The organism is Collimonas sp. OK307 (assembly GCF_900113705.1).
GTDB lineage: Bacteria > Pseudomonadota > Gammaproteobacteria > Burkholderiales > Burkholderiaceae_D > Collimonas.
Genome location: NZ_FOQI01000001.1, coordinates 709,387 through 728,675 on the forward strand (window position 1 = coordinate 709,387; position 19,289 = coordinate 728,675).

The 19,289-nt window shown below is 56.4% G+C and carries 17 protein-coding genes; 13 read left to right on the forward strand and 4 right to left on the reverse strand.

Annotation, left to right across the window (positions count from 1 at the left end; genetic code table 11):
- Positions 1-63: 63 nt before the first annotated feature.
- From BM205_RS03175 to BM205_RS03200, 6 genes are read left to right on the forward strand one after another with little or no spacing between them, the layout of a single operon-like run.
- On the forward strand, positions 64-987 hold the full coding sequence (locus tag BM205_RS03175; RefSeq protein WP_092412683.1) for a carbohydrate ABC transporter permease: 924 nt from the start codon (positions 64-66) through the stop codon (positions 985-987).
- 12 nt (positions 988-999) lie between these two features.
- A complete protein-coding gene (locus BM205_RS03180; protein ID WP_092412410.1) occupies positions 1,000-1,884 on the forward strand; it encodes a carbohydrate ABC transporter permease in 885 nt (294 codons plus the stop codon).
- A gap of 48 nt (positions 1,885-1,932) precedes the next feature.
- Positions 1,933-3,054, forward strand: coding sequence for an ABC transporter ATP-binding protein (locus tag BM205_RS03185; protein ID WP_092412412.1), 1,122 nt, complete (start codon positions 1,933-1,935; stop codon positions 3,052-3,054).
- A gap of 22 nt (positions 3,055-3,076) precedes the next feature.
- On the forward strand, positions 3,077-4,030 hold the full coding sequence (locus BM205_RS03190; RefSeq protein ID WP_092412414.1) for a glucosamine kinase nucleotide-binding domain-containing protein: 954 nt from the start codon (positions 3,077-3,079) through the stop codon (positions 4,028-4,030).
- Positions 4,027-5,160: an N-acetylglucosamine-6-phosphate deacetylase gene (gene nagA, locus BM205_RS03195; RefSeq protein WP_254783706.1), complete on the forward strand. Its 1,134-nt coding sequence runs from the start codon at positions 4,027-4,029 to the stop codon at positions 5,158-5,160. The genes BM205_RS03190 and nagA overlap by 4 nt, the downstream gene beginning before the upstream one ends.
- A complete protein-coding gene (locus BM205_RS03200) occupies positions 5,153-6,163 on the forward strand; it encodes an SIS domain-containing protein (protein WP_175511150.1) in 1,011 nt (336 codons plus the stop codon). Before nagA ends, BM205_RS03200 begins: the two co-directional genes overlap by 8 nt.
- A 109-nt stretch (positions 6,164-6,272) precedes the next feature.
- Here BM205_RS03200 and BM205_RS03205 read toward each other — a convergent pair whose 3' ends face one another.
- From BM205_RS03205 to BM205_RS03220, 3 genes are all read right to left on the reverse strand, one after another.
- Positions 6,273-7,457 carry a porin gene (locus BM205_RS03205; RefSeq protein WP_092412416.1) on the reverse strand — a complete coding sequence of 395 codons (1,185 nt, stop codon included), beginning with the start codon at positions 7,455-7,457 and terminating at the stop codon, positions 6,273-6,275.
- 94 nt (positions 7,458-7,551) lie between these two features.
- Complete coding sequence (gene mgtA, locus BM205_RS03210) at positions 7,552-10,329, reverse strand: magnesium-translocating P-type ATPase (protein ID WP_092412418.1); 2,778 nt, start codon at positions 10,327-10,329, stop codon at positions 7,552-7,554.
- A 1,001-nt stretch (positions 10,330-11,330) separates the two neighbouring features.
- Positions 11,331-11,720, reverse strand: coding sequence for a hypothetical protein (locus tag BM205_RS03220; protein ID WP_139227202.1), 390 nt, complete (start codon positions 11,718-11,720; stop codon positions 11,331-11,333).
- Between the two features lie 498 nt (positions 11,721-12,218).
- On the opposite strand from BM205_RS03220, the gene BM205_RS03225 reads away from it, so the two are divergent.
- Together BM205_RS03225 and BM205_RS03230 are read left to right on the forward strand one after the other, a co-directional pair.
- Complete coding sequence (locus BM205_RS03225) at positions 12,219-12,788, forward strand: flavin reductase family protein (RefSeq protein ID WP_092412424.1); 570 nt, start codon at positions 12,219-12,221, stop codon at positions 12,786-12,788.
- A 230-nt stretch (positions 12,789-13,018) separates the two neighbouring features.
- Positions 13,019-13,300, forward strand: a complete 282-nt coding sequence (locus BM205_RS03230; RefSeq protein WP_092412426.1) for a DUF3303 domain-containing protein — start codon at positions 13,019-13,021, stop codon at positions 13,298-13,300.
- Positions 13,301-13,540: 240 nt separating this feature from the next.
- Here the strand turns inward: BM205_RS03230 and BM205_RS03235 are convergent, their stop codons facing one another.
- Positions 13,541-14,299 (reverse strand): SDR family oxidoreductase, encoded by a 759-nt coding sequence (locus BM205_RS03235; RefSeq protein ID WP_092412428.1) that lies wholly within the window; start codon positions 14,297-14,299, stop codon positions 13,541-13,543.
- Positions 14,300-14,534: 235 nt separating this feature from the next.
- On the opposite strand from BM205_RS03235, the gene BM205_RS03240 reads away from it, so the two are divergent.
- The 5 genes from BM205_RS03240 (at position 14,535) to BM205_RS03260 (ending at position 19,289) form a co-directional block, all read left to right on the forward strand.
- Complete coding sequence (locus BM205_RS03240) at positions 14,535-15,350, forward strand: ABC transporter substrate-binding protein (RefSeq protein ID WP_092412430.1); 816 nt, start codon at positions 14,535-14,537, stop codon at positions 15,348-15,350.
- A gap of 121 nt (positions 15,351-15,471) precedes the next feature.
- Positions 15,472-16,224 (forward strand): amino acid ABC transporter permease, encoded by a 753-nt coding sequence (locus BM205_RS03245; protein WP_092412432.1) that lies wholly within the window; start codon positions 15,472-15,474, stop codon positions 16,222-16,224.
- Between the two features lie 2 nt (positions 16,225-16,226).
- Complete coding sequence (locus BM205_RS03250; RefSeq protein ID WP_254783707.1) at positions 16,227-16,934, forward strand: amino acid ABC transporter permease; 708 nt, start codon at positions 16,227-16,229, stop codon at positions 16,932-16,934.
- A gap of 98 nt (positions 16,935-17,032) precedes the next feature.
- The gene (gene imuA / locus BM205_RS03255; protein ID WP_254783708.1) at positions 17,033-17,869 is read left to right on the forward strand and encodes a translesion DNA synthesis-associated protein ImuA; all 837 of its coding nucleotides are present in this window, start codon (positions 17,033-17,035) and stop codon (positions 17,867-17,869) included.
- Entirely contained in the window at positions 17,802-19,289 is a 1,488-nt protein-coding gene (locus tag BM205_RS03260) for a Y-family DNA polymerase (RefSeq protein ID WP_092412436.1), read from the forward strand. The genes imuA and BM205_RS03260 overlap by 68 nt, the downstream gene beginning before the upstream one ends.

Below are 19,289 nucleotides of genomic sequence, written 5' to 3' on the forward strand. Positions count from 1 at the left end.
TCCCCCGTGATAGTCGCTATGCCTCCTGGCGAACTGCATTTCTTGCATTTAAAGAAAATCGGTATGAATCTTCAAAAAAAGACATTCCCCTGGCACATCGTGGTATTCCTGGCGCCAGCAGTCATCATCTATTCCATGTTCAGCGCGCTGCCTTTATTGGATACCCTGCGCCTGGGCTTTTATACCAGCAACGATGCCGGCGTCCACAGTTTCGTCGGTCTCGCCAATTACCACACCATCCTGTTCGATTCGGACTGGTCCAAGGCGTTCTGGAACGCCATGCTGAATAACCTGAAATTTTTCGGGATTCACATGCTGCTGCAAAATCCGATCGGCCTGCTGCTTGCCACCCTGTTCAGCCTCAAGGGCCTGCGCGGCGCCCGCACCTACCGCACGCTGATTTTTCTGCCGACCCTGCTGTCGGTGGTGATCATCGGCTTCATCTGGCAACTGATCCTGTCGCCGCTGTGGGGTGTCGGCGAAGGCTTGCTGACGCATGTCGGCCTGGGCGATTATTTTGCGCCATGGCTGGGACAAGAAACCACCGCGCTGCTGACACTGGGCCTGATCTCGGTCTGGCAATACGTCGGCATCCCGATGATGCTGATCTATGCCGCCCTGCTCGCGGTGCCGGAAGAAGTGCTGGAAGCGGCGTATGCCGAAGGCGCCAGTTCGTTCCGCATTTTCTGGCAGATCAAGCTGCCGCTGATTCTGCCGACGCTGGGACTGGTGACGATCCTGACTTTTGTCGCCAACTTCAATGCCTTCGACCTGATCTATTCGGTCAAGGGTGCGCTGGCCGGGCCTAACTACTCCACCGATATCCTGGGCACCTTCTTCTATCGCACCTTCTTCGGCTACCAGGCGCAAATCGGCAGCCCGACCATGGGAGCCGCAGTGGCAACCCTGATGTTCCTGGTCATCCTGCTCGGCGTCGCCAGCTATTTCTATTTCGTGCAGCGCAAGCTGACACGCTACGAACTGTAACGAGGACCGTTCATGAACTCCATTTCCTCGCTCTCCCCAGTCGCAGCTGCGCCGATTGTCCGCCCTAGCCGGCTGGCCAACCTGGGACGCATCTGGGTCCACGTGGTGCTGTGCACCTATGCCGTGATTGCGCTGTTTCCGATCGCCCTGATCCTGATCAATTCGATCAAATCGCGCGACGCCATCTTCGATAACCCGCTGGCGTTCCCGACACCGGATTCGTTCTCACTGATCGGCTTTGAAAAGGTATTGCACAATACTAATTTCATGCTGTACTTCGGCAACAGCCTGGTGGTCACGCTAGGGTCACTGGTGCTGATCGTGCTGTTCGGCGCAATGGCCGGCTGGGCTTTATCGGAATACAAATTCCGCGGCAACCGCCTGATGGCGCTGTATCTGGCGCTGGGCATCATGATCCCGATCCGGCTCGGCACCGTTTCCATCTTGCAACTGGTGGTCAGCCTCAACCTGATCAACACCCGCAGCGCGCTGATCCTGGTGTATACCGCACAAGGCTTGCCGCTGGCAGTGATGATCCTGTCCGAATTCATCCGGCAGATTCCGAAAGAGCTGAAAGATGCGGCGCGCTGCGACGGCGTCGGCGAGTTCAAGATCTTCTTCCAGATCATCCTGCCGCTGATCCGCCCGGCGATTGCCACGGTAGCCGTATTCACCATGATCCCGGCCTGGAACGACTTGTGGTTCCCGCTGATCCTGGCGCCTTCGGATGAAACCAAAACGGTCACCCTCGGCGTGCAGCAGTTCATCGGTCAATACGTGACCGACTGGAACTCGGTATTGGCCTCACTGTCGCTGGCCGTGATTCCGATCCTGATCATGTACGTAATATTCTCCCGACAATTGATTCGCGGCCTGACTTCCGGCGCAGTGAAGTAAAAATCAAGTAAGAAATTAAGTAAAACACAGCAGAAGACGAGACATTCCATGGCAAACGTAAGCGTTAAGCAACTCACCAAATCGTATGACGGCAAGCAGAACGTGCTGGCCGACCTCAACCTGGAAATCAAGGATGGCGAATTCGTCGTGCTGGTGGGCCCTTCCGGTTGCGGGAAATCAACCCTGCTGCGCATGTTATGCGGGCTGGAAAGCATCACCAGCGGCGAGTTGTCGATCGGCGACCGGGTAGTCAATCATTTACCGCCGGCCGAACGCGGTATTGCGATGGTGTTCCAAAGCTACGCCTTGTATCCGCACATGACCGTGTACAAGAACATGGCCTTTGGCCTGAAGATCGCCGGCGCCGACAAAGCCGCCATCGACCAGCGCATCCGCCACGCTGCCGGCATCCTGAAAATCGATCATCTGCTGGATCGCTTGCCGCGTGAACTGTCCGGTGGCCAGCGCCAACGCGTCGCCATCGGCCGCGCGATTGTGCGCAAGCCGAAACTATTCCTGTTTGACGAACCGCTATCCAACCTGGATGCCGCATTGCGGGTCCAGACCCGGCTCGAAATCGCCAAGCTGCATAAACAACTGGAAGCCACCATCGTCTACGTCACCCACGACCAGGTTGAGGCCATGACCCTCGGCGACAAGATCGTGGTGATGAACGACGGTTATATCCAACAGGCAGGTTCGCCGCTGGAGCTGTACCAGCGTCCGCAAAACCTGTTTGTCGCGACCTTTATCGGCTCGCCGAAAATGAATCTGTTCACGGGCACGGCGATGGCAATCGAGGCTGACCACCTGCGAATCAAACTTAGCAGCGGCCAGGAAATCCGTGCCGACGTTACTGCGGGGTCCACTAAAGCCGGCGATACCGTCACGGTTGGCCTGCGGCCTGAACATATACTGGAAAACGCGCATAGTGGTGAAGTGTTCAGCGGCAAAGTCAGCATCGTCGAGCATCTGGGCGAAGCCAACTTCATCTACGTCACATTGCAAGACGGCCAGGATCTGCTGGTACGCGGCGACGGCAACAACCCGGTGCATATCGGCGACAGCGTTACCTTGTCAGCGCCAAGCAACGCTTTTCACGTATTCGATGCCCAGGGCCTGGCGTTGGCGCGGTTGAAGCCGGGCAATATGATTTCATCTAAACAATAATAATGCGGATCCGCGATAAACTATGCGCCTTCAAAAAGGCGTGGGAGTTGAATTGAAAACAGCGTACGAATATCTGATCGGCGTCGATGGCGGCGGCACTAAAACCCATATCCGCGTGGAACGCCCGGATGGCAGCCATGTCGCCGACGGCAGCAGCGGGCCATCCGCGCTGATGCATGGCACCGGCAAGGCCTGGGACGCCATCGTCACGGCGCTGGATAGCGCTTTTCAGAATGCGGGCATCAGCCGCCCGCCGTTTCAGGCAATTGCAGCAGGTTGTGGCTTGTCGGGTGTTAACAACCCACTGTGGGCCACGCAATTTACCGAGCAGAACCCTGGCTTCGGCGCGCTGGCGATTGGCACCGATGCTTTCACCACCTTGCTGGGCGCGCATTTGGGCCAGGCCGGCGTGGTGGTGGCGATTGGCACCGGCAGCGTCGGTGAAGTCTTGCGGCCGGACGGCAGCCGCAGCGAGGTCGGCGGCTGGGGTTTCATCACCGGTGACGAAGCCAGCGGCGGCTGGATCGGCCTGCGCGCTGCCAATCATGTGGAGCGCGTGCTGGATGGCCGTGCCGTCGGAGGGCCGCTGGCCAGCGCCATCGTCCGTTTCTGCGGCGGCGGTGAAACATGCAGCGCCAGCGAAAACCGGGAGCGCGTGGTGGCCTGGGCCAACAGCGCCAATCAAAGCCTGTTTGCGCAACTGGCGCCGCTGGTAGTAACTCACGCAGGACAGGATGAAGCCGCGCTTGCCATCTTGCGCAAAGCGGGTAATGAAATCGCCCAGATCGCCCACGCGCTCGATCCTTCGCAGCAATTGCCGATCGCCCTGTGCGGCGGCCTCGCCGTCCCGTTGCAAGCTTATCTGCCGGAACCGTTAAAATCCCGCGCGATTTCGCCGCGCGCCAACGCCGCAACCGGCGCATTGCTGCTGTTGCGCCAGCAGCTCGCAGCAAAGTCTGTAGGAGAAACGACATGAGTAGCAATATGGCTAACAATGCCACACAACTGCATGGTAATGTATTGACCACCGACGGCTGGGTTGATGGCAGCATAGGCTTCAGCGACATGATCACGGAAATCCGCGGTGAAGCGCTGGACCATGCGCCGGCCGACGGCGATTATATTTTGCCCGGCTTTATCGATTTACACGTCCACGGCGGCGGCGGCAAGGACATCATGGAGGCCGGCGAAGCAGTGCACGTGGTCTCGCGCCTGCACGCACAACATGGCACCACCAGCATGCTGGCCACCACCATGACCGCGCCGGCGGAAGAACTGGAAGCTGCGCTGGGCGCAATCGGCCGTGCCTGTCGTGGCCGCCGCGCAGGTAGCGCGCGTGTGCTGGGCGCGCACCTGGAAGGCCCTTATATCAATCCCGGCAAGCTCGGCGCGCAACCCGATTTTGCGATTGCCGCGACCTTGGAACAGGTAGACTGGCTGCGCAGTTTTGCGCCGTTGAAACTGATCACCATCGCGCCTGAAATCAATGGCCACATGGCCTTGGTGAAAACCCTCTCTAATCTCGGCATGCGGGTGCAGATCGGCCATACCCTGGGTACGTATGAAGATGGCGTGGCCGCCCTGAAAAATGGCGCCGCCGGGTTTACCCACCTGTTCAACGCCATGAGTTCATTTCATCATCGGCAACCCGGCATGGCTGGCGCCGCCCTGGCCCACGCCGAATATGCCGAACTGATTCCGGATCTGCTGCATGTCCATCCGGGCGCCATCAAGACTGCGCTGCGGGCGATCCCGCGCCTGTATTGCGTCACCGATTCCACCGCTGCTTCGGGCATGCCGGACGGCGAATACATGCTGGGACGCCAGGTTGTCCATAAATGCCTGGGCGGCGTCCGCCTTGCCGACGGTACGCTGGCCGGCAGCACGCTGACCATGGACCAAGCCTTGCGCAACCTGGTTTCGCTCGGATTGGAAATAGCCGAGGCATCGCTGCGCGTCTCCACCTATCCGGCCGACTATCTCGGCATGCAGGAACGCGGCCGCCTCAAAGAAGGCTGCTTCGCCGACATCCTGGTGCTGGATCGCCAGCTCAAACTCAAAGCCGTATATGTAGAAGGAGAAAAAATTGACCTCGTTGATGCTTAAAGAAGCCCGCTCGGCGGCAGAATATGTCGCCTTGCAGCTCAGCCAGGATAGAGACCGCTACGCAGAACTGGGACAGCGCCTCAGGGCTGGACCGCCATCGACCATCCTGACAGTTGCGCGCGGCAGTTCCGACCATGCCGCCAATTATTGCGCCTATCTGATCATGGCGCGCCTGGGCCGGATTGTCGCCTCGCTGCCGCTATCGCTGGTGACCCTGAACAAAGCGCCATTGATCGCCCGCGACGCACTCGCCATCGCTATTTCACAGTCGGGCCAAAGCCCTGACGTGATCGAACCTATCCGTTATTTCCGTGATAGTGGCGCCACCACCGTGGCCCTGGTCAACGACGCCGCATCGCCGCTTGCCTCTGCCGCCGAATGGGCCCTGCCCCTGCATGCCGGCGCCGAACTGAGCGTAGCCGCCACCAAGAGCTTTATCGCCAGCCTGGTAGCTGCCGCCAGACTCACCGCGCACTGGCAAGACGACGCCGCATTCCTGGCCGCCATCGACGCCTTGCCGCAAGCATTGACTGCCGCCACCCAGTTAGACTGGGCACCCGCCATCGAAGTGTTGGCGCCCTCGTCGCGCATCATGGTGGTAGGCCGCGGCATCAGCCTGCCGCTGGCATTGGAATCGGCATTGAAATTCAAGGAAACCTCGGCCATCCAGGCCGAGGCGTTCAGCGGCGCTGAAATCAAACATGGCCCGATGGCCTTGATCGACGAAGGCTATCCGCTGTTGATCTTCGCTACGCGCGGACCGACCCAGGGCGGTTTGCTCAAGTTGGCCGAAGAAATGCGCGGACGTGGCGCCAAAGTGTTGCTGGCTGCACCAGACGATGTTGCCACACGCGACCTGACGTTGCCAGTCGCCGCTACTCCGGATCTCGATCCTATCGTGGCAATCCAGGCTTTCTACGTAATGGCGGCACAGCTGGCGGTGGCGCGTGGCATGGATCCTGACCAGCCACGGCATTTGAGCAAGGTCACCAAGACCCAATAAGAGCGCAACACGTAACTCCTCATGATCCTGACCGTTGCGAAATTGCAGGTCTCCAAAAATGTCATTCCGACACACATCGGAATGACATGGCAAAAATATTCGCCGTGCTTTAAAACATATGACGCATGCCAACCCGCAGCAACGCCTGCGCGTTGCTGCTTGACGGCTCGAACGATTCGCCGATGACACCAGCCACGCCGGCTGATGCTCTGCGATAGTCCGCTGAGATGTAGATGTCGCTACGTTTGGACAGATGGTAATCCAGGCCCAGCGACACCTGGTTTGCTTTTGTACCAGCCACATGCATGCGCTGATAGCCCAGCGTACCGTCAAGAGCAGCACTGATATGATAATGACCGCCGATTTCGATCAGGCGCAGATTTTCTGTATTGCCGTAACCTTTGAATTTGATGTCTGCGAAATTGATCATTGCGGTGAAGTCGCCAATTTCATAGGCGCTCCCGATGGCAAATATGTTCTGGCGATCAATCGCCATATCCTCGATCGGTGTACGGTCGCCGGTTTCCGGATCAATCTCGAACGTAGACCGACCCAGGAAAGTTGACAGGCCCAGGCTTTGATAAGGGCCGATAGCTTCTGTGCCGCGTGGTTTATTGAGCTGCATATAGGAAGCGCCGATGGCAAATGGGCCGGTGGCATAGTGTGCCCCTATATTCCATGCGCTACCGCTGCCACCGCCCGCAGTATCTTCATCGGGGTGGGCGCTCTTGTCCGCAAATGAGTACAGGGCGCCGAAGGTCAAACCGTCGAATTCGGCACTGGAAAATTTGATTGAACGTTGTATCGCATTACCTGCGATGCGATCGAAATCACCTTGATGGGCGGCATAACCGCTTGCGCCGGCACTAATGTTGAACGGTGTGACATAGTCATTAATCAAATCCAATTGAGTGCCGAAAGTCACCTGGCCATGGCGGCTTCCCAGGCCAACCATGGCAATCCGGTCAAACAATGTGCCTTCCGAGGACAATGAACCATTGTCCAGATTGAAGCTATTCTCCAGCTGGAACACCGCATGCAACCTGCCCCCCAGGGTTTCCACACCTTTCATGCCCCAGTGATTGGGATCCATCACCCCGCCATCCAGCTTTCTATTACTTTGACCAGCTTCATTGTTGACAAAGGTAACGCCGGCGTCCAGCACACCATAAAAGACAACACTGGTCTTTGGAGTGCCCTTCCTATCGTCTTCCGGCATCGCGGTTTGGGCCAGGACAGCCGGTGAGAATGCAATGGCGCAGCTGCTGCCAATGACGCTTAATAAATTTTTCATATCTGTATTCCTGTTTTTTTTGACGAGTTGAATGCGCGATGAACAAGCAGGCAGATGGGCTTCACCCGACTGCTTGTTACAAGTTAATGTGCGGTTAGAACCACTGACCGTAACGACGGATATAGATCGTCTTCACTAACTGAGTCAGCACCATGTAACCAACCATGGTGGCGATCAGCCAAAGGAAATACGATTTATCAAGAGGGATGAATCCTATGGATGCAGCCAATGGCGAGAACGGCAGGTAGCAACCGATCGCGATGGCAATCGAAGTCGACAGCAGCACCGGCAATGTCGCTGTACTTTGAATGAAAGGAATCTTGCGAGTGCGCAGCATATGTACGACCAGCGTCTGTGAAACCAGGCCTTCAATAAACCAGCCGGAATGCATGATGCTTGCCCCCCCGTCTCCGGTGCCTGCGTAGTAAGCGGCGCCGGCGCCAAACACTGTCCACATCAAGACATAGGTAGTCATATCGAATACCGATGAAGTCGGGCCAAGCCAGAGCATGAAACGGCGGATATTCTTGGCTTCCCATTTACGTGGGTTCTTGAGGAAATCTTCATCCATCTTGTCCCACGGCAGCATCATTTGCGAAATGTCGTAGATCAGGTTTTGAATCAGCAGATGCACCGCCAGCATTGGCTCCCACGGTAGCCAGGCAGACGCGACCAGCACCGAAAACACGTTGCCAAAATTGGAACTGGCAGTCATGTTCAGATATTTGAGAATATTGCCGAATGTTTCACGCCCCTTGACGACGCCCTCTTCCAGCACCATCAAGCTCTTTTCAAGCAAGATAATATCGGCGGTTTCTTTCGCAATATCCGCGCCGCTATCAACGGAAATACCAACATCGGCATCGCGCAGTGCCGGCGCGTCGTTAATGCCGTCGCCAAGGAAGCCGACTGTATGGCCGTTCGCTTGCAACGCCTTGACTACGCGCGATTTTTGCAGGGGAGTAAGTTTGGCAAAGACTGTGGTGTACTTGACCGCATCATTCAGGCGCTCATCATCCATCGCCTCAATTTCCGGACCGACCAGGGGCACACCCGGATCAAGACCGACATCGCGACAGACTTTGAGCGTCACAATGGCGTTATCGCCAGTCAACACCTTGACTGCAACGCCGTAATCCTGCAAAGCACGAATGGCCGGTGCGGCAGAGTCCTTTGGCGGATCGAAAAAGGTAAGGAAGCCGCGCACAACCAGTTTCTCTTCGTCAGAGGTCTTGTACTGCGCCTTGGCATCCGCAGCATCAATCTGGCGTGTCGCGACAACCAGGACACGATAGCCTTCTTCGTTGTATTCCCGCGATTTTTCCAGCAACTCGGTACGCGTTTTTTCATCCAGCGGCTGTACGACATTACCTTCTTGCGCGTGCGTGCACACCGCCAGCATTTCTTCGACGGCGCCTTTGGACACCATCAACTGTGCGCCGCCTTGATCTTCCACTATCACTGACAGACGGCGACGAATGAAATCGAAAGGCATTTCATCGATTTTGCTGTACTGCAGGAGTTTCGCGGCCGGGCCCCGTTCATCAGCATGGCTGACAACAGCGATATCCATCAAATTCTTTTGCCCGCTTTGGTGGAAACTGTTCAGCCAGGCGAGTTGCAAGATATTTTTATCTTCTTTGCCACCGATATCCAGATGACGTTCCAGGATGATCTTGTCTTGCGTCAACGTGCCAGTCTTATCGGTGCACAATACATCCATAGCGCCAAAATTCTGTACCGAGTTCAAGCGTTTAACCACCACTTTGCGCCGCGCCATAGCCATGGCGCCTTTGGCCAGGTTGGCCGAGACGATCATCGGCAACATCTCCGGGGTCAAGCCAACCGCCACCGCCAACGCAAATGTCAGTGCCGACATCCAGTCGCCCTTGGTCAGTCCGTTAATCATGAAAACGACAGGCACCATGACCAGCATGAAGCGAATCAACAGCCATGAAACGCTGCTCACACCACGATCGAAACTGGTTTCAACACGCTTATGGCTCACCACATTTTTTGCCAGCGAACCGAAATAGGTATTGGCGCCGGTGGCCACCACCACGGCGGTTGCGGTACCGCTGACGACGTTAGTCCCCATGAAACAGATATCGGAAAGATCAAGCAAGTCCGCTTTGCTGTCAGGATCGGCATTGGTATTTGGATCGGCATTGGCGGATTTCTGCGCTACGGCGCCGAGCGTGTCGTATTTTTCGACCGGCAGCGCTTCACCCGTCAGGATTGCCTGGCTGATGAACAGATCGCGCGATGCAAACAGCCGGATATCTGCAGGAATCATGTCGCCAGCCTGCAAACTGACTACATCACCGACCACCAGTTCTTGCATTGGAACTTCCCGGCGCTCAGGCTTGGCGGTATCATTCGTCCGGCGCAGGACAGCGGCAGTGTTACGCACCATGGATTTCAACCGTTCCGCCGCTTGATTCGAGCGGTATTCCTGATAAAAACGGAGGAAACTACTAAGAAGCACCATCGTCACCAGGATAATGATGCCGGTGTAACTACGATCGTCAGGCTCTTCCAGATAAACATCCGTAATAAAGCTGACGCATGCCAGTACCAGCAGCACGATCACGAAGGGGTTTTTAAAGGCTAGGAACAGCTGCACCAGCACGTGTGGCGCCTTGTCGTGCGCGACTTCGTTTGGGCCGGAGCGCCGCAGACGCTCCGCAGCCTCATGCGCAAACAGGCCTAGTGGCGAGCTTTTGGTGCTATTAAAGGTGGATTGAAAAGGTTTTCCGGATTCTTCGGCTACGCGCATCGAAATTTCTTCTTCCGATGCAGACGACGTCGATACGAATCCTTTCTGCTTCTGCTTGGGCTGACCTGTTTTATGCGGTGGTGTCTGAGTCATTTGATTCTCCTGCGCCGCGTGGCTGGCGCGAGAAAATCCTGTCTTTATTCAGACAATACCATCCCCCGCCGCGCCACGACTAAGCGTGTTCGGTTGATAAAAATACTTGGACGAAGGCCGCCCGCTGTGGTTATCGTGATGACTATCCAAGCGGGCGTCCTATCGCTGCCTTCGCTGTCGCCTTCCATGAAATCCTTTAGTTTTAGTTACACTTGTTGAAGTTAATTTTTCCGTGCCCTCTTGTGTACATTTGCAAGCACACAGCCTTGATGAAACCCATTTTTTTCACGCCAATCAATGATTCATAAAGATGGGAGCGGTGTACACCTGCTTTGCGCTATCCACCTCCAATGGCGACAATATATTCAATAGAATAAACAGCCAGGCCATGGCTACAGCGAGGGCTAGCAATACTGCGTTTCTTGCGCTTAAAAATTGATGATGCATACCCACCTCCGTACGCGATTCTTTTAACTCTCAATGACCGTTGTTACCCGTCAAAGCCCCATAAATGCCGTAATTCGGAGTGTGTTGCCGAGGGTCGTGCGAACGTATCTCGCGTACATTTGTAGTGGCCTGGCGTGCAGTCCAGCCGAAAATCCAGCCTTTGGATTTGTTTGCAGCGCGAGACTGTTGATTGTTGGTTGCGAATAATTTGATTGTCATGATTTGCCTCAAATGGTCGTGATTGATTAGCGGCTCTTCGAATGGAGAGCCGGTATCAGAGGCAAGTAAGGGCCGCGCATGAGGTGCATGCGCAATGACAAGACGCCAGGCAGGTTTTTAGCCAGCCTGACAGCGGTGTGGAAGCAAACGATATGTGATCGTTATGCCAGCGGATCGCTAGTTCATCAACAGCTAGCCTGTCGACGCTGGAAAATAACGGCGACAGGCTAAAGCAATATCAGAAGAAAAACGGCAACACTGCACAGCCCTTGCTTGCGTATTAGAGATGCCTTACAACAGGGACAACTGGGAGGACAGTCCAAGTCAACATTCCTTTATAAGCGCGCCGGGTTGGCAACCGGTTCATGGTTGCCGACAGCTGGTGAGTGGGCTGAAGAATTCGGGCGATACCGGTCCTTCAGTGCGTTGCCTGGCGATGCCAGTAGTGATTTTTCCGTGATGCTTTCCCAATGGATGTTGCGCACGCTTTTTTCCAAACCCAGGCGATTCACCAGCCGCACCAAAGCTGCACGTTCACTAACCGAGCACAGTAATTCGATAGTGATGCGGCTCAAAAACCGCGAAACAGAGCGTTGATAACAATCATATTGCGCCAGGCCATCTTGCAGGCATAACCGCAACAAGTCTTTGATGGCGGCACTGTCCGCGCTACGAACGAGCGTAACGATGCGGTAGGGAAACCGTGCGTGCGATGTTTGTTGCACGCCCGCGCTGTACGCCGCACATGCCCGGGACGTATTTATTTGTCTGGAAAGATGGGACACATCAATCTCCTTTAACCAATACTTCCGCAATGGCAATGACGTAATCAGTCAGGACGAGCGAGGTCGAAACCAGGCTAGGCACGAAAAATTCGTTATAGCAGTGCGGAAAACGGTTAATAACCGAATTGAATAATTGGATGGGGATTTAAAGTGCGGTCTTGCTGGTCGCATCTACAACTCGGCTTGCGCAAAACTGTAGCGGAGGGAGGTCTGCTAAAACTATGCGGGCTGTGCCGGGCTGATCACCCATCCACTTCTACTATTAGAACTACAGTCCACAGTGGACCTCCATATAATGCAATGCCCGAAGTGTATAGATTTAATAACAAGTGTGTCAAGAACAAACCCGACCTTATTTTGTAAGGAATTTCTGAAAATTGGAACACGGATAAAATAAGAGATTGCCGTAAAGCACACCACCATCATCATTGGAATCTTATGCAAAATATTCAAGCTGTAGAACTGGCCAAAGCCTATCGCCTGCTCAACCACGGCCCTACCACCATCGTCACCAGCGCGCATGGCGGCGTCAGCAACGTGATGGCGGCAGCGTGGGCGATGTCGCTCGATTTCGATCCGCCCAAAGTGCTGCTGGTGATCGACAGCAGCACCCTGACCCGCGAACTGGTGGAAGCGTCCGGCGAGTTCGCCTTGAATATCCCGACGCGGGCACTGGCTGAAACCACGTTGGCGGTGGGATCCAGTTCGGGCCGCGACGGCGACAAATTTTCCGCGCTGGATATTGCGACGTTCCCGGCGGAGAAAATTGCGGCGCCGCTAATGTCCGGCTGCCTGGCTTGGCTCGAATGCAAGGTGATTCCCGAACCGCACAACCAGCAGCGCTACGATCTGTTTATCGCCGAAGTGGTCGCCGCCCGGGCCGATGCAGCCGCCTTTTCCGCAGGCCGCTGGCATTTCCCGGCTGACGATCAACGCTCGCTGCACTATCTGTCCGGCGGCGCCTTCTTTGCTACCGGCGAAGCATTCAATGTCGAACTGAAGACGTAACGAGGATTCAATTCCCCGCAGACAAGGAATCAACTGTGATCGACGCGGATTTCCAACTTTGCTCAAACCTTTTTAATGCCTGATTGATATTTGCTTAATCTGACCTAGCATTCAGTTTAGCGTGCGGGTTCGCACGCTATAACGCGCTGCTCAAACGATAATGCAAGAGAAGGAGTCAAGACAAAATCGCTGGCAAGACAGCGCTTCACAGATGGCGAAGGAGAAATCCCATGAAATTCATAACGACGTTCTCTTGGAAAGCCGACCCGAAGATCCGCGAGGAAGGTATTGCCCGCTTCAAAAAGACTGGCGGACTACCGCCAAAAGGGGTCACGCTGCTGGGACGCTGGACACGCGTCGACTTAAACGGCGGCTTTGATCTGATTGAGAGTGACGATCCAAAAGCCATGGCGGAGTTTTCATTGATGTGGAGCGACCTGATGGAATTAACGACGGTCCCTATTCTTGAAGATGAGGCGTTGGCTGCGGTATTGCAGCGCATCGACAACTAAAAGGCGGCATTCAAATTGGCGCAAGCGCCCGTTAGCGGAACGATTGATCAAACCGTGAAGCATGAGCCCCGATCACGGGCGCGCCCTGCCGTAGCATGAATATACCGGGTCGCCGGCATTTTCCCTATGTGCAACTGCATTCGCGTCCTAAGCCATTGACGCCATCGCCTTTATTACCACGAAGTATTTAACGTTGGCCCGGAAGCTGAACGACGGTTCAGTCCCATGGCGGCAGTGGCATCATCCGCGCCCGATAAACGGCATATTGGTCGCCATCACCGTCATGAACTGAACGTTCGCATCCAGCGGCAAACTGGCCATATACAGCACCGCATTGGCGACATTTTCAACTGACATCGTCGGTTCCACGGCGATTTGGCCGTTGGCTTGCAAGATGCCCTGCTCCATCCGTTCAGTCATGTCGGTGGCGGCATTGCCGATATCGATCTGGCCGCAGGCGATATTGTATTTACGGCCGTCCAGCGAGGTCGACTTGGTAAGACCCGTAATGGCGTGCTTGGTCGCGGTATAGGCCACCGAATTGGGCCTTGGCACATGGGCCGCAATCGAACCGTTATTGATGATGCGGCCACCGCCCGGCGTTTGCACCTTCATGATGCGGAACGCTTCCTGCGTACACAGGAAAGCGCCGCTCAGATTGACATCGACGGACGCTTTCCATTGCGCGAAATCGACATCTTCCAGCGATGCCGACTTGGTAAAGATACCGGCATTATTGAACAGCAGATCCAGCCGGCCAAACTGCTCTCGGACTTTTTCAAATAGCGCTTTGACCGACGCCGGATCGCTGACATCCGCAGACACCGGCAAGGCATGTGCACCCAGCGCCCCTGCAGCGGCAATCGTGTCCTCCAATGCGGCGATGCGTCGGCCCGCCAGCACCACGCTGTAATCGTTACGCAGCAAGGCTAGAGCGATGTGCTTGCCGATTCCCGAGCCTGCGCCTGTAACCAGAGCGACTTTTTTCATTGTTGCCATATCCTGTGCTCCTTGACCTGTTTTCTACATTAATTTCCTACATCCACTTCCCTCATTTTAACGGTGTTTCCGTGCCAGGCCGGTATCGCCTGAACACGGCGCGCAAACTTGTAATATTCAAATGCAACTTTGATCGTTCACACCAATATGTTGTTTTGTTAATCTGCCCTGCATGGCGATCGCTTTTCACGTTCCGCCAAACAAATCGAAATGCCAACCAGGGACCACCATAACAATGAAATCACTTGCCATCTTATTTACCGGCCTGACGCTGCTGTCGGGACTGGCCCATGCAGACAAACTCGACGACATCAAGAAGGCCGGCGTATTGCGGGTCGCCACTTTCGACGGCAATCCGCCGTTTGGCTTTGTCGATCAGAAGACCAATAAAATCATCGGCCTGGATGTCGACTACGCCAACGAAGTCGCAAAAAAGCTCGGCGTCAAAGTGGAACTGGTGCCGACCAATCCTGCCAACCGGATTCCCTTGCTGACATCCGGCAAGGTCGATGTGGTTTTCGCCAATTTCACCATCAACGCCGAGCGCGCCCAGGTGATCGACTTCAGCATTCCCTATTTCGCTTCCGGCCAGCAGTTCCTGGCCAAGAAAGGTGTCCTGAAAAATGCAACGCAAATTACTGAGCTGCGTATAGGAACCGACAAAGGCACCACCATGGAAACCACTTTGCGCGAGAAATACCCGGCAGCCAAGGTTGTTCTATACGATGACACCCCGTTTGCCCTGGCCGCCCTGCGCAACGGCAACGTCCAGGCAATCACCCAGGACGGCTCCAAGCTGATCGCACTGCTGGCGAATATCCCGGATAAGGAAAAATATGAAATCCCGGCATTTGCCATTTCCGAAGAGTACGAAGGCATCGGCGTGCCCAAGGGTGAAACCCGCCTGGTCAATGTACTGAATGAGACCCTGCACGAATTTGAAAAGAATGGCACCGCGCTCAAGATCTACGACAAGTGGTTCGGCCCCAACAGCAAATCGCCGTTGCCGCGCCTGTTCAAGATCGGCGATACCAAGCTGAGTCAAAACTAGTCATCCACCGTGTATCTGTCTTGCACCGGCAATCCTTGGGGCCTATTAGCACTTAATTTGGGAGTGCTAATAGGCCCCGAGGTTACCGGTGGTTTTTTGTTTACCTGTAGCAAAGTAAAAAATGACTGAGTTTCAATCGATCCTGGGGCAAATGCTGGCCCCCAAATACCTGGGCTGGCTGGTCGACGGCCTGTGGCTGACGCTGCTGCTGTCCGCCATAGTCAGCGTACTTTCCACCTTGCTGGGCATAGTCATTGCAGCTGCACGCTCCAGCCAGCGGTGTTTCCTGTCACTGCCTGCCCGCGGCTTTCTCTCCATATTCCGCAATACCCCGCTGCTGGCGCAACTGTTTTTCTGGTATTTCGGCGTCTCCAGCCTGTTGCCGGAATCTGCAGTGGCATGGCTGAATACAGTACATAGCCTGGCGCTGGGGCCTTATCTGAAATTGACATGGCCATCGTTCGAGCTGCTCTGCGCGATCTTCGGCCTGAGCCTGTATTCCGCCGCCTACGTCAGCGAAGAAATCCGCGCCGGCATGCGTGGCGTTGCAGATGCGCAAAGACTGGCGGCTGCGGCACTCGGCTTGAATCGCTGGCAGGGATTACGTTACGTGATCCTGCCGCAGGCAATACGCATCGCACTGCCGCCCTTGCTTGGCCAATACATGAATATCGTCAAGAACACTTCATTGACCATGACCATCGGCCTGGCTGAACTGTCTTACACCTCGCGCCAGGTAGAAGCGCAAACCTTCAAGACATTCCAGGCTTTCGGCGTGGCGACCTTGTTTTACATCGCCACCATCGCGCTGATTGAAACAATGGGGCAACTGATCCGGCGCCGACAGAAACTTGCCGGCAACGTGCAGCGATGAACATGCAATTCAGCGTATTGACGGACAACCTGCCGTACCTGCTTTGGGGCGTCTATCCCGACGGCCCGCTAGGCGGAGCAGCCCTGACTGTATTGCTCAGCATCGGCTCGGCGCTGGCTTCGGCGTTGCTGGGCCTGGTGCTGGGCATCGCCCTGTCGCTGGCGCGCGGCTGGCCGCATCTGCTGCTGACCATGGTGCTCGGCTTCTTCCGGGCGATTCCGGTGCTGATGCTGATTTTCTGGACTTATTTCCTGTTGCCGATTGTTTTCCATATCAACGTGCCCGGCGTCCTGTCCGTGATGTGCGCCCTGGCGCTGATCGGCGGCGCCTACCTGGCGCACTCGGTACATGCCGGCATCAGCGGCATCAAGGCAGGCCAATGGGATGCCGGCCTGTCGCTAGGCATGACGCGCATGTCGGCGCTGCGCCATATCGTACTGCCGCAAGCGTTGCAAATGATGCTGCCCTCGTTCGTCAATCAATGGGTAACCCTGATCAAAGACAGCTCGTTGGCCTACATTGTAGGTGTCGGGGAGTTGTCGTTCGTGGCGGCACAGGTGAATAGCCGGGTGATGATTTATCCGGCAGAGATATTCATGTTCATCGGCTTGATTTATTTTGTGCTGTGCTCGGGATTGGGCTGGCTTGCGGATCGGGCTGCGGCGTATTTTCAGGCCACTCAAGATTGGCTGCAAAATCAAGCACACTGATCGATTTGGCAACTTTATGACTGCTCTGGCAAAACCAATCGACAGTCGCATTGACTAAAGCAAGATTGAATTTATACTGTACATACATACAGTATAATATGTATCTCAATTTCGCCTTGAAAATTTGCCATCTCGTCATGCCAATGCCCGCCAGCGCCCCATCCAGCATTTCCGCCGCCGCCCAATCGGTCGTTGCGACGTTGCCGCATGCCTTGTGGCGCGCAGACCAGATGGGGTCTTACCAGGGCGTGGTCACCGCTTCCGGCTACCCGGCCCTGGACCGCGAGTTGCCGAATGGCGGCTGGCCGCATTCGGCATTGATAGAGTTGCTGTTGCAACAAGCCGGCAGTGGCGAAATACGCTTGTTGCAGCCGGCGCTGGCGCGCCTTGCCCGGCAGCGCCGGATCGTCTTGCTGCAACCGCCGCATTTGCCGCAGATCGGCGCCTGGAACGCCTCCGGCCTGGCCAGCGAGCAACTGTTATGGATAAAAGCCGCACGCAGCGCCGATGCATTGTGGTCGGCGGAACAGGTGTTGCGTAACGGCAGTTGCGGCGCGTTGCTGTTGTGGCAGCCGCACATCCGGGGTGAGGCTTTGCGCCGTTTGCATCTGGCGGCCCAGGCCAGCGACACCATGTTGTGGGTACTGCGGCCGCTCAGCGCCGCCCACGAATCCTCGCCTTCACCTTTACGCCTGACCTTGCGGCCGGCGCGCGGCGGCGTCGAAATCCAGCTACTCAAACGCAAAGGACCGCAACACGAACACGCGTTTTACCTGCCCTTGTCGGCAGTCATACCCGAGACTGAGCCGGCGGCCGCTGCCCCACTCACTCCGTCCACTCCGCTAACTACTTCTACCGCACGCAATCATGGCTCTCTGGATAGGCATACACCTGCCGCTGCTGGCGCTGGAAACATTGCGCCCGCGCTGGTCTGAGCCCTGCATGCTCGCGGTTCTGGAGCATGACCAGGTGCTGACCATGACCGCCAGCGCGGCTGCCAGCGGCATCCGGCCGGGCATGCGCCGCGGCGGCGTGCTGGCGCTGGCGCCGCAGGCGTCGCTATGCGAGCGGGACTTGACGCGCGAACAAGGTGCGCGCGACGATATCGCGCTGACCTTGCTGCAATACACGCCGGAAGTGGCGCATGCTGAAGAAGATTCGCTGCTGCTCGATATCAGCGCCAGCCTGAGTGCTTTCGGTGGCCGGCTGGCACTATGCCGCCGCATCCGCGAGAGTATCCAGGCACTTGGCTTCACGCCCCATGTCAGCATGGCGCCAACCGCGCAAGGCGCATGGCTGCTGGCTCGCCATCGTCGCCATGCGCCGGGCTTGGCCCGACAACGCCGCAGCTTGCGTTTAGCCAGCATGCAGCGGCGGCTGGATGCTTTGCCGTTCATGATCTTGCCAGCGGCACGTCCTTACCAGGAGTGGCTGGCGGGTATCGGTTGCCAGACCCTTGCCGATTTACGCAGATTACCGCGCGCGGGCTTGCAGCGACGCAGCGACAAGCACATCCTGGAAACCCTGGATCGCGCCTACGGCACAGCGCCGGAAATGTTTGAATGGGTGCAGGCGCCGCAAACATTCTGCGCCTGGCTGGAACTACCGGACCGCATTGAACATGCCGAAGCAGTGCTGTTTGCCGCACGCCGTCTGATCCTGCAAATGGTCGGCTGGCTGGTAGCGCAGCAACTGGCAGTGTCGCGCTTTTTACTATCGCTGGAACATGAGCGCGGCCGCCAGGCAATCGCCCCCATGCCATTGGAAATCTCACTGGCCGAACCGGCATGGCATGAAGAACATCTGCTGCGCTTGTTAAAGGAACGATTAGGCCGGCTACAACTCGATGCCCCCGTGATTGCCTTGCGCTTGCAGGCATCGCAGGTGGCAGCGATGCTGCCGCCGACTGCTTCGCTGTTTCCAGAACCGGGCGGCGCACCCGGTGCTTATGCGCGCTTGCTGGAGCTGTTAAGCGCGCGGCTCGGCAGCGAAAATGTGTTGAAACCCGCCGCGCTAGCCGATCACCGGCCGGAAATCGCCAACGCCTGGCAAGCTGCGACTGACAATAGCCGCCAGCGACCGCAGGAGGAAACGTTGCAGCAGATCCAGCCGCAGCGGCCATTCTGGCTCTTGCAACAACCGCTAGCCTTGACGTGGCGTAACAACCGACCGTTTTATGGTTCTCCCCTCCGCCTGCTGTCAGGGCCGGAACGTATCGAATGCGGCTGGTGGGATGGCGCGGCAACCATACGCGATTACTTCGTGGCGGAAGGCGAAGACGCAGCTTGCTATTGGATCTACCGCGAACGCGACGACGATGACTTTCGTTGGTTCCTGCATGGCTTGTTTGCCTGA

Excerpts from the sequence above, each read along its gene's own strand:
- imuA (WP_254783708.1), top strand. The coding sequence starts at position 17,033 with ATGTATCTCAATTTCGCCTTGAAAATTTGCCATCTCGTCATGCCAATG.
- BM205_RS03200 (WP_175511150.1), top strand. The coding sequence starts at position 5,153 with ATGCTTAAAGAAGCCCGCTCGGCGGCAGAATATGTCGCCTTGCAGCTC.
- BM205_RS03190 (WP_092412414.1), top strand. The coding sequence starts at position 3,077 with ATGCGCCTTCAAAAAGGCGTGGGAGTTGAATTGAAAACAGCGTACGAA.
- BM205_RS03240 (WP_092412430.1), top strand. The coding sequence starts at position 14,535 with ATGAAATCACTTGCCATCTTATTTACCGGCCTGACGCTGCTGTCGGGA.
- BM205_RS03175 (WP_092412683.1), top strand. The coding sequence starts at position 64 with ATGAATCTTCAAAAAAAGACATTCCCCTGGCACATCGTGGTATTCCTG.
- BM205_RS03250 (WP_254783707.1), top strand. The coding sequence starts at position 16,227 with ATGCAATTCAGCGTATTGACGGACAACCTGCCGTACCTGCTTTGGGGC.
- BM205_RS03245 (WP_092412432.1), top strand. The coding sequence starts at position 15,472 with ATGACTGAGTTTCAATCGATCCTGGGGCAAATGCTGGCCCCCAAATAC.
- nagA (WP_254783706.1), top strand. The coding sequence starts at position 4,027 with ATGAGTAGCAATATGGCTAACAATGCCACACAACTGCATGGTAATGTA.
- BM205_RS03205 (WP_092412416.1), bottom strand. The coding sequence starts at position 7,457 with ATGAAAAATTTATTAAGCGTCATTGGCAGCAGCTGCGCCATTGCATTC.
- BM205_RS03260 (WP_092412436.1), top strand. The coding sequence starts at position 17,802 with ATGGCTCTCTGGATAGGCATACACCTGCCGCTGCTGGCGCTGGAAACA.
- BM205_RS03235 (WP_092412428.1), bottom strand. The coding sequence starts at position 14,299 with ATGGCAACAATGAAAAAAGTCGCTCTGGTTACAGGCGCAGGCTCGGGA.
- mgtA (WP_092412418.1), bottom strand. The coding sequence starts at position 10,329 with ATGACTCAGACACCACCGCATAAAACAGGTCAGCCCAAGCAGAAGCAG.
- BM205_RS03230 (WP_092412426.1), top strand. The coding sequence starts at position 13,019 with ATGAAATTCATAACGACGTTCTCTTGGAAAGCCGACCCGAAGATCCGC.
- BM205_RS03180 (WP_092412410.1), top strand. The coding sequence starts at position 1,000 with ATGAACTCCATTTCCTCGCTCTCCCCAGTCGCAGCTGCGCCGATTGTC.
- BM205_RS03185 (WP_092412412.1), top strand. The coding sequence starts at position 1,933 with ATGGCAAACGTAAGCGTTAAGCAACTCACCAAATCGTATGACGGCAAG.
- BM205_RS03225 (WP_092412424.1), top strand. The coding sequence starts at position 12,219 with ATGCAAAATATTCAAGCTGTAGAACTGGCCAAAGCCTATCGCCTGCTC.